This is a genomic window from Thioalkalivibrio sp. AKL19 (genome assembly GCF_000420165.1).
GTDB lineage: Bacteria > Pseudomonadota > Gammaproteobacteria > Ectothiorhodospirales > Ectothiorhodospiraceae > Thioalkalivibrio.
Genome location: NZ_ATUK01000004.1, coordinates 51,978 through 61,175, shown reverse-complemented (window position 1 = coordinate 61,175; position 9,198 = coordinate 51,978). Strand labels below are relative to the sequence as shown.

At 68.1% G+C, this 9,198-nt stretch carries 8 protein-coding genes; 6 read left to right on the top strand and 2 right to left on the bottom strand.

Annotated features, from left to right (window positions below; all coding sequences use genetic code 11):
• Positions 1–457 precede the first annotated feature (457 nt).
• Positions 458–3,235, top strand: coding sequence for a valine--tRNA ligase (locus F817_RS0101600; RefSeq protein WP_024326006.1), 2,778 nt, complete (start codon positions 458–460; stop codon positions 3,233–3,235).
• Between the two features lie 227 nt (positions 3,236–3,462).
• On the opposite strand, the gene F817_RS0101595 is transcribed toward F817_RS0101600, so the two are convergent.
• Entirely contained in the window at positions 3,463–4,146 is a 684-nt protein-coding gene (locus F817_RS0101595; RefSeq protein ID WP_024326005.1) for a YdcF family protein, read from the bottom strand.
• An 11-nt stretch (positions 4,147–4,157) separates the two neighbouring features.
• The gene (locus F817_RS0101590) at positions 4,158–5,471 is read right to left on the bottom strand and encodes an NAD(P)/FAD-dependent oxidoreductase (RefSeq protein WP_042799043.1); all 1,314 of its coding nucleotides are present in this window, start codon (positions 5,469–5,471) and stop codon (positions 4,158–4,160) included.
• Positions 5,472–5,691: 220 nt separating this feature from the next.
• Between F817_RS0101590 and F817_RS0101585 the strand changes: the two genes are divergently transcribed.
• Genes F817_RS0101585 through F817_RS0101565 form a run of 5 tightly spaced genes read left to right on the top strand, consistent with a single transcriptional unit; the run spans position 5,692 to position 9,166 of the window.
• Complete coding sequence (locus F817_RS0101585) at positions 5,692–5,964, top strand: phosphopantetheine-binding protein (protein WP_024326003.1); 273 nt, start codon at positions 5,692–5,694, stop codon at positions 5,962–5,964.
• Complete coding sequence (locus F817_RS0101580) at positions 5,961–6,575, top strand: ketosynthase (protein WP_024326002.1); 615 nt, start codon at positions 5,961–5,963, stop codon at positions 6,573–6,575. Before F817_RS0101585 ends, F817_RS0101580 begins: the two co-directional genes overlap by 4 nt.
• Positions 6,572–7,921: an AMP-binding protein gene (locus F817_RS0101575; protein ID WP_024326001.1), complete on the top strand. Its 1,350-nt coding sequence runs from the start codon at positions 6,572–6,574 to the stop codon at positions 7,919–7,921. Before F817_RS0101580 ends, F817_RS0101575 begins: the two co-directional genes overlap by 4 nt.
• Before the next feature lie 13 nt (positions 7,922–7,934).
• On the top strand, positions 7,935–8,270 hold the full coding sequence (locus tag F817_RS0101570; protein WP_024326000.1) for a hypothetical protein: 336 nt from the start codon (positions 7,935–7,937) through the stop codon (positions 8,268–8,270).
• On the top strand, positions 8,267–9,166 hold the full coding sequence (locus tag F817_RS0101565; RefSeq protein ID WP_024325999.1) for a lipid A biosynthesis acyltransferase: 900 nt from the start codon (positions 8,267–8,269) through the stop codon (positions 9,164–9,166). The genes F817_RS0101570 and F817_RS0101565 overlap by 4 nt, the downstream gene beginning before the upstream one ends.
• Positions 9,167–9,198 lie beyond the last annotated feature (32 nt).

Here is a 9,198-nt window from a genome sequence, read left to right as displayed (position 1 = left end):
TCGCACGACGTGGGGAACGGTGCGTTTCGCTGCGCTCAACCGCACCCTACGGGATACCGTCTGTTGTGACCTTCTCCTCCCGTATGAAGCCCCTCGCGGAGGGCGTGATGGGCCGGCCAGTTAACAATAGACATGGGGCGCTGGATGTCTGAGCGAAGCCGCAGGCGTAGCGAGTTCAGCGCCGCCGGCCCAGCACGTCCGGAGCGAGGTTCCCGGGCGGAATCCGGGTGCCCTTCTTCGGGTACTTTCTTGGGCAAGCAAGAAAGTACCTCGCAGTGCGCTCGCGAGAGAGCGCGTGGCAGGCGGCGGACCGGAGGCACCGTAAACACCGGATGACGAACCAGGGCCAGCCTCCACGGCAGTAGCCGGACAACGGCATATCCCCCGGGCGGCCAGCGCGCCGCGCCGTTATAATGCGCGGCTTTCCCCACACTCCGACCCGAGCGCGCCCGCGATCATGGACAAGAGCTTCGACCCCAAGAGCATCGAGCAGACCCAGTACGACCGCTGGGAGGCCGCGAATATCTTCGCGCCACCGGCGACGGGCGACGCCAACTACTGCATCTTGCTGCCGCCCCCGAACGTCACCGGCACCCTGCACATGGGGCACGCCTTCCAGCACACCCTGATGGACACCCTGATCCGCTACCGCCGGATGCACGGCGACCGGACCCTGTGGCAAGGCGGCACCGACCATGCCGGGATCGCCACGCAGATGGTGGTGGAGCGCCAGCTGGGTGCCGACGGCAAGAGCCGCCACGACCTCGGGCGCGAGAACTTCCTGAAGGCCGTGTGGGAGTGGAAACACGAATCCGGCGGCACCATCACCCGCCAGATGCGCCGCCTCGGCGACTCGGTGGACTGGTCGCGCGAACGCTTCACCATGGACGATGGCCTGTCCCACGCGGTGCGCGAGGTCTTCGTACGCCTGCATGACGAGGGCCTGATCTATCGCGGCAAGCGCCTGGTCAACTGGGACCCGGTGCTGCACACCGCGCTGTCCGACCTGGAGGTGCTGTCGGAGGAAGAGGCCGGCCACCTGTGGCACTTCCGCTACCCGCTGGCGGACGGCTCCGGGCACCTGACCGTCGCGACCACCCGCCCGGAGACCATGCTCGGCGACACCGCCGTCGCGGTGCATCCGGAGGACGAGCGCTACCAGCACCTGATCGGCAAGACCATCCGGCTGCCGCTGGTCGGGCGCGAGATCCCGATTATCGCCGATGACTATGTCGAGGCCGAGTTCGGCTCCGGCTGCGTGAAGATCACCCCGGCGCACGACTTCAACGATTACGCGATGGGCCAGCGCCACGACCTGCCGGTGATCAACATCCTGACCATCGACGCCTGCCTGAACGAGAACGTACCGGAGGCCTATCAGGGGCTCGACCGCTATGAGGCACGCAAGCGAGTGGTCGCGGATCTCGAGGCCGAAGGCCTGCTGGAGAAGATCGACGACCACAAGCTGATGGTCCCGCGTGGCGACCGTTCCGGCACCGTGGTCGAGCCCTACCTGACCGACCAGTGGTACGTGAAGGCCGGCCCGCTGGCCGAGCCGGCGATCAAGGCAGTCGAGGACGGCCGCATCCGCTTCGTGCCGGAAAACTGGTCGAAGACCTACTTCGAATGGATGCGCAACATCGAGGACTGGTGCATCTCGCGCCAGATCTGGTGGGGCCACCGCATCCCGGCCTGGTACGACACGAATGGCAACGTGTATGTGGGCCGCGACGAGGCCGAAGTGCGCGAGAAGCACGGCCTGGGCGCGGACGTGGCCCTGGAACAAGACGAGGACGTGCTCGACACCTGGTTCTCCTCCGCGCTGTGGCCGTTCTCCACCCTCGGCTGGCCGGAGAATACGCAGGAGCTCCAGGACTTCTACCCGACCAGCGTGCTGGTCACCGGCTTCGACATCATCTTCTTCTGGGTCGCCCGCATGATCATGATGGGCGAGCACTTCATGGGGGATGTGCCCTTCCGCGAGGTCTACGTCACCGGCCTGATCCGCGACTCGGAAGGCCAGAAGATGTCCAAGTCCAAGGGCAACGTGATCGACCCGATCGATCTGATCGACGGCATCAGCGCCGACGACCTGGTGGCCAAGCGCACCCAGGGCCTGATGCAGCCGCAAATGGCCAAGAAGATCGAGAAGTCCACCCGCAAGGCCTTCCCCGATGGCTTCCCCGCCTTCGGCACCGATGCCCTGCGCTTCACCCTGGCGGCACTGGCCACCACCGGGCGCGATATCAAGTTCGACCTCGGCCGCATCGAGGGCTACCGCAACTTCTGCAACAAGCTGTGGAACGCCTCGCGCTTCGTGCTGATGAACGTCGAGGGCCAGGACTGCTCGGCGGCCGCGGATACCGCGGAATACCGCACGCTGGCCGATCGCTGGATCCTCGACCGCCTGGCCGCCACCGCCGAGACCGCTACGGCACAATTCGATGCCTACCGCTTCGACCTCGCTGCACAGACACTCTACGAGTTCACCTGGCACGACTACTGCGACTGGTACCTGGAACTGACCAAGCCGGTCCTGAACGACGCGGCCACACCGGAGGCGGTCAAGCGCGCCACGCGCAATACCCTGGTGACCGTGCTCGAGGCCCTGTTGCGCCTGCTGCACCCGGTGACCCCGTTCATCACCGAGGCCATCTGGACCAGCGTCAAGCCGCACGCCGGCATCACGGATGACATCGAGTTCCTGGTGCAGCGCCCCTGGCCGGCGCACGACGGCTTCCCGAACGATGCGACCGCCACCGCCGAGCTCGACTGGGTCAAGGACTTCATCACCGGGCTTCGCCGCATCCGCGCGGAGATGGACATCGCCCCGGGCAAACCGCTGCCGGTGCTGGTGAAGAACTGGACCGACGCCGACCAGGAGCGCTACACCCGCCACCGCGGCCTGCTGGAGTTCCTCGCCAAGCCCGAGAGCGTCACCTGGCTGGACGCGGCCGACGAGGCGCCGGAATCCGCGATGGCCCTGGTCGACGACATGCAGCTGCTGATCCCGCTGGCCGGGCTGATCGACAAGGACGCCGAACTGGCACGCCTGGACAAGGAGATCGGCAAGCTCGACAAGAACCTCGAGCAGAGCGAGAAGCGCCTTGCCAACGCGAGCTTCGTCGACCGCGCCCCGGCCGAGGTGGTGCAGAAGGAGCGCGACCGCGTCGCCGAGATGCACGCCACCCGCGACCAGCTCGCCGCCCAGCGCGAACGCATCCACGCGATGTAGGGACCTGTGTTCACCACAGGGCGCGCGGAAAAGACCCGAAAAGCATCTGCAGGAAGATGGGAAGACAGGAAGGGTTTGGGTGTCGAGCCTGACTGAGCGCCGGGCTATGCCCAAGGCGGTTTCCTCTGGTCAGCGCCCATCAATCCCTGTTTATCTTCCGATCTTCGCGTCTTCCTGTTGATCGCCTTTGACCTTCGGCGCCACTTCGGGTGCTTTGAGGTGAGCAATCAGGTGATGCGTTCGAGCATGCCGCGGTGGCGGATCAGGCGCGCCAGCGTGCGGCCGGTGTGATACCAGTGCAGCATCCAGCATTCGCGCGCCAGTCGCGCCGCCGACACGGTGGAGCCCGGCTCCGCCGGGCAGGGGCAGACTTGCAACCCCATGCCCCGCGCCATGGCCACCGCCCGGGCCAGGTGAAAGCGGCTGGTCACCAGCACCATCGGTGCATCACTCGCCTCCGGCGTCTCCGGCGTCTCCGTCAGCAGATCGCGCGCGTTGCGCAGATTCTCCAGCGTATGCCGCGAGGCGTCTTCGGTGCGGATGCGCGCAGCCGCGACCCCGTGGCGTTGCAGGAATGCCGCACCCGCGGCGGCTTCGCTAGGCGCCCCGGCGGAGGTCTGCCCGCCCAGCACCAGGATCCGGGCAGCGGGATTCCGCCGCGCCAGACGCACCGCGCGCAACAGGCGCAGGCGATAGCCCGGGCCGGGCGCGCCCGCTTCCAGCTGCTGTCCCAGGACCAGGATGCAGTCTCCACTCCCGGGGCAGCGCAGCTGCCGCGACCAATACAGGGTGTAGAGCCACAGCACCAGCCAGGAAAGGCCGCCGGTGGCGAGGATGATCAGATTGGACAGGGCAAAGGTCGCCAGGCCGTCCGGCCCGATGCCACTCAATTTGATGCGCGCCGCGCCCACGGGAATCCCGCTCAGGCCTCGTCTTCGGGCGTGGTGCCGCCGGTGAAGTGCAGCCGGGCGTTACGCCGGCGGCGCGCCCAGAAGCCCAGGGCCCGCGGCAGGTTCAGCGCCATCTGCACGTAGTACACCGTCTTGAAGGCGCGCAGGGACCACTGCACCCGGGTATTGCGGTAGACATCCCCGGCCAGCAGCGAGATCACCGCCTGCTCCATGCCGAGGGTATTGCGCGGCCCCATGAACAGCTTGCGCATAACCGGGCTGTTGAAGCGGTAGATCAACCAGGAGAAGCGGCGTACGCCACGGCGCACGTCACGCTCGAAGGCGCGCAGGTACCTGGCGGAGCGCGCCGGATGCGCCAGGCTCCGGTCCACCGCGTCGGCGGCACGGAAGGCGCCCGACATCGCGATATAAACGCCGCTGGAGAACACCGGGTCGACGAAGGTGAAGGCATCGCCTACCAGCAGATAGCCCGGGCCGTGGGACCGGCTGGAGCGATAGGAAAAGTTGCCGGTGGCATTGACCGGCCCCGCCAGTTCCGCCTCCTGCATGCGCTCGAAGGCCGGCGGGCAAAGCTTCAGCGTCTCCCACAGGAAGATCTCCGGCTTGGTCCTCCGGGTCTTCAGGTATTCCGGGAAGCAGACGGCCCCCACGCTCATCGCTCCGTCGCGCAGCGGAATCATCCAGATCCAGCCATGCTGGAACCAGTAAATGCTGATGTTGCCGGCATCGCGCCCGGGGCGACGGGGCACGTTGTTGAAGTGCCCGAAGATCGCGGCGCTGTTGTGTTCCGGGTTGCGCGCCTTCAGGTCCAGGCGGCGCGCCAGGAAGGTGTCGCGACCAGAGGCATCGACCACGAAATCGGCCTCGAACTCCAGCGTGTTGCCGGATGCGTCGCGCGCGGTAACCTGTTGGGTTTCGCCCTTTGCGGGGTCGGCCAGGGCGACATCGGAGACCGTGACCTCCTCCAGGACCCGCACGCCCAGCCGTGCGCTGTTCTCCAGTAGCAGGTGATCGAACTCGGAGCGGCGAACCTCGAGGGCGGAGGCGGGGGTGTCGTCGTTCAGGGCACGCTCGAAGTAATAGGTACGCGGCGCGTCGGGCGCCTCGGGGATGGTGAATTCAGCTCCGTGTTTGGGGATGCCGATCGCCTGTACTGCCTCGGCCACGCCCAGCTCCTCGAACAGCGGCATGTTCATCGGCAGCAGGGACTCGCCGATGTGGAAACGCGGATGCCGGGCCTTTTCCAGCAACACCACATCGCGGCCCTGTTGCGCCAGCCGGGCCGCCACGGTGGAACCGGCGGGCCCGCCTCCAATCACCAGCACCTGGCAGCGACCGTCGGTTGCGGCTTCCTGTCCCGGTTGTCTCAAGTCACGTCTCCACTTGCCCGACCGCAGCCCCAGAACGACGCCCCGAGCTGGTCGCGAGGGTACCACGGGCCCCCTGGTGTGGGTATCATCGGCGCCAGGCAGAAGGACCGCGGCGCAAACCGGAAGTTCGCGCGCGGTCACAAAACTGCACTCATACTCTTTTGGGGGAAACCACGTGGCATCGCAAACAGCGTTCGAACAGGAAGTCGCACGGCTGATCGTCGACAGCCTCAACCTGGAAGACGTCGCGCCGGAGGACATCGAGCCCGAGGCTGCGCTGTTCCGGGAGGGACTGGGCCTCGACTCGATCGACGCCCTGGAACTGGCGCTCGCGATCTCGCGCGCCTATGGCGTACAGATCCGCTCGGACGACGAGAACAACCGCCAGATCTTCGCGTCCCTGCGCGCCCTGAGCACCCATATCGAGGCCAACCGAGCGGCATCGTGAACACCCCGCTCGCCGCCAGTGTGGCCCTGAGCTACCCGGTCGCGGTCGTTCTCGGCGTGACCTTCGGGGTGCCGCTGTTGCCCCTGGTCATCCTCGCGACCCTGATCCTGGTAGCCGCCTGGACCTCGCTGGCGGTCACCGGTCGCGGTGTGCTCGCCGCCGCCCTGACCCTGGGCATCGCCACGGCGTTGCTTGGCGGGGTGGCGACCTGGGTGCTGTACACCTTGCCGGTGCTGATCATGGGGCTGCTGTCGCTCCTGTTCGCGCGTTCGCTACGCCCCGATTCCACCCCGCTGATCACGCGCTATGCCCTGGCCATGGGGGCCTCCGACACGCCCGCGGTGCATCGCTACACCCGCAGCCTGACCATCACCTGGGCGCTCCTGTGCGGTGCCCTGGCCCTCGCATCCGCATGGCTCGCGCTGTTCGCCTCCGCGACCACCTGGGCACTGTTCGCCAACGGGATCAACTACCTGCTGCTGGCCGGCCTGTTCCTGCTGGAGTATCCGCTGCGCCGCTGGCTGCTGCGCGACGAGGCCCGCGACGGCTTCTTCGCCTACCTCATGGCGCTTGCCCGGGTCGACCATCACCGGATGCTGAGGCACCCGTGACGGACGCCACGCCCGACACCCGTCCGCTGATCGCCGATACGCCCGCCCCACTGGCACGCATCGGCGACCACCTGGTCTCGCGCGCCGCCTTTCTCGCCGACGTGCAGGCGCTGGCCGAACGCCTGCCGCCAGCCCGGGCGGCCTTCAACCTGTGCCAGGACCGCTACCACTTCGCGGTGGCCTTTGCCGCGATCCTGCTGCGCGGCCAGATCAACCTGCTCCCGCCAAACCGCGGGCGCACGACCCTGGCCGAGATCGCCAGCCAGCATCCGGATGCGGTTGCCCTGGTGGACGGACCGGACACCGAAATCGCGATCCCGATATTACGGGTCACCGCGCACGGCAAGGCGGGCGAGGTCACGGGGCCGATCCCGGAGATCCCCGGCGGGCAGACTGCCGTGCTGGCGTTCTCCTCCGGCAGCACCGGGGCCCCCACCGCACACGCGCGCAGCTGGGAGGCCCTGCATGCCGTGACCGCCCAGGCGCTGGAGGCGCTTGCTCCGGAGGGCGACCCCGCCCCCACCCTGGTCGGCACAGTGCCGCCGCAGCATATGTACGGCCTGGAGTCGACTGTCCTGTATGCCCTGCTGGGCCCCACCACCCTGCTCGCCGGACGCCCGTTCTACCCCGAGGACGTACGCGCGGCACTGACCGCCTGCGCCCCGGCCGTGCTGGTGACCACACCCTTCCACCTGAAGGCCTGCCTGCGCGCCGGTCTCGAATGGCCGTCACCGGCCCGCATCCTGTGTGCCACCGCGCCGCTGGACCCGGAAGCCGCCGGCCAGGCCGAGCGTGTGTTCGGCTGCCGCCTCGACGAGATCTACGGCTGCACCGAGGCGGGTGCCATCGCGACACGCCGGACCACGCGCGCGGCCGACTGGACCACTTACCCCGGGGTAGGCATCCACGCCGGGGACGACGGTCGTGCCCGGGTTCGGGGCCCACAGCACCCCGAACCAGTGCCGCTTCCGGACCATATCGAGGTCCGCGGCGCGGGCCATTTCCGCATGGAGGGGCGCCTGGCGGACCAGTTGAACATCGCCGGAAAACGCGCGTCGCTGGCCGATCTCAACCGCCGGCTGAACGCGATCCCCGGGGTCCTCGACGGGGTCTTCATCCCGCCGGAACCCGACGCCGACGCGCGTGGTGTAACCCGTCTGGCCGCGCTGGTGGTCGCGCCGGATCTCAGCGAGACCGAGATCCAGGCCGCCCTGTCCGAATGCATGGACCCGTTGTTCCTGCCACGCCCGCTGGTCCGGGTCGGGCACCTGCCGCGCTCGGCCACGGGGAAGCTGCCGCGCCAGGTACTGCTGGACCTGCTCGCCCACCACGGCCAGTGCGCCTGAGCCGCCGGCCGCGATGCAGCCACCCCGCGTCCAGTCCGCCGTCCGTCGCATCGGGGCCGAGCATCCGTCCCTGCCCGGGCACTTCCCCGGACACCCGGTGGTGCCCGGGGTGGTCATCCTCGACCAGGTCGCGGCGGTGGCCCGTGCCCACGGTCTCGGGCCGGTCGCGGCCCTTCCCCAGGTCAAGTTCCTCGCGCCCCTGGGGCCCGAAACGGCATTCCGCATCGAGATCGATCCGCCCGGGCGCGGTGGCCGTCAGGCCTTCCGCGTAGTCGCCGACGACAGCGAGGCACCGGTCACCTACTGCACCGGGCAACTGGTCACGATCCACGACAGCCCGGACGCATGAGCCGCAGCTGGTTCCAGCAGGAGGAACGGGGTTCGCCACTGGCCCTGCGCATCATCCTGTGGGTCGCCCTGAACCTGGGCCGGCGCGCGAGCCGGACCCTGCTCTACCCGATTACCGCCTACTTCCTGCTGTTCGCCCCGCAATCGCGGCGCCACAGCCGCAATTACCTGCGCCGGGTCCTCGCGCGCGAGCCACGTCTGACGGACGTGGCGCGACATCTGCACAGCTTTGCCGCGGTGATCCTCGACCGAGTCTTCCTGCTCGCCGGCAAGGATGCCTGCCTGGACATCCGCGTACACAACCGCGAGATCTTCCTGGAACACGTCGACAGCGGCCAAGGTGCCATCCTGCTGGGCGCGCACCTGGGCAGCTTCGAGGCCCTGCGCGCACTGGCAGTGGGCAAGTACGACTTCCCCGTGCGGGTCCTGATGTACAACGACCACAACCGGAGCATCACGCAGGTCCTGGAAGCGCTGAATCCCGAGGTCGCCGCCTCCGTGATCCCGCTGGGGCGCACCGAGACCCTGATCCAGGCCCGCGAGTGCCTGGATCGCGGCGAGCTGATCGCAACCCTGGGCGACCGCGTCGCCGAGAGCGACAAGATGGTCGCATGCAACTTCCTCGGTGACACCGCGCTGTTCCCGCAAGGGCCCTTGCTGCTGGCCACGGTACTGAAGGTCCCGGTCATCCTGTGCTTCGGCCTCTATCGCGGCGGCAACCGCTACGATATTGTCTTCGAACGCTTCGCCGAAACCATCGAGGCCCCGCGCGGGCAGCGCGACGAGGCCCTCGCGCAGTGGGTACAACGCTATGCCGACCGCCTCGAGGCCCGGGTGCGCGAGGCCCCCTACAACTGGTTCAACTTCTATGACTTCTGGGACGATGCATCCCCATAGAGCAAGCCCGCGACCGGGCCCGACCGCCCGTC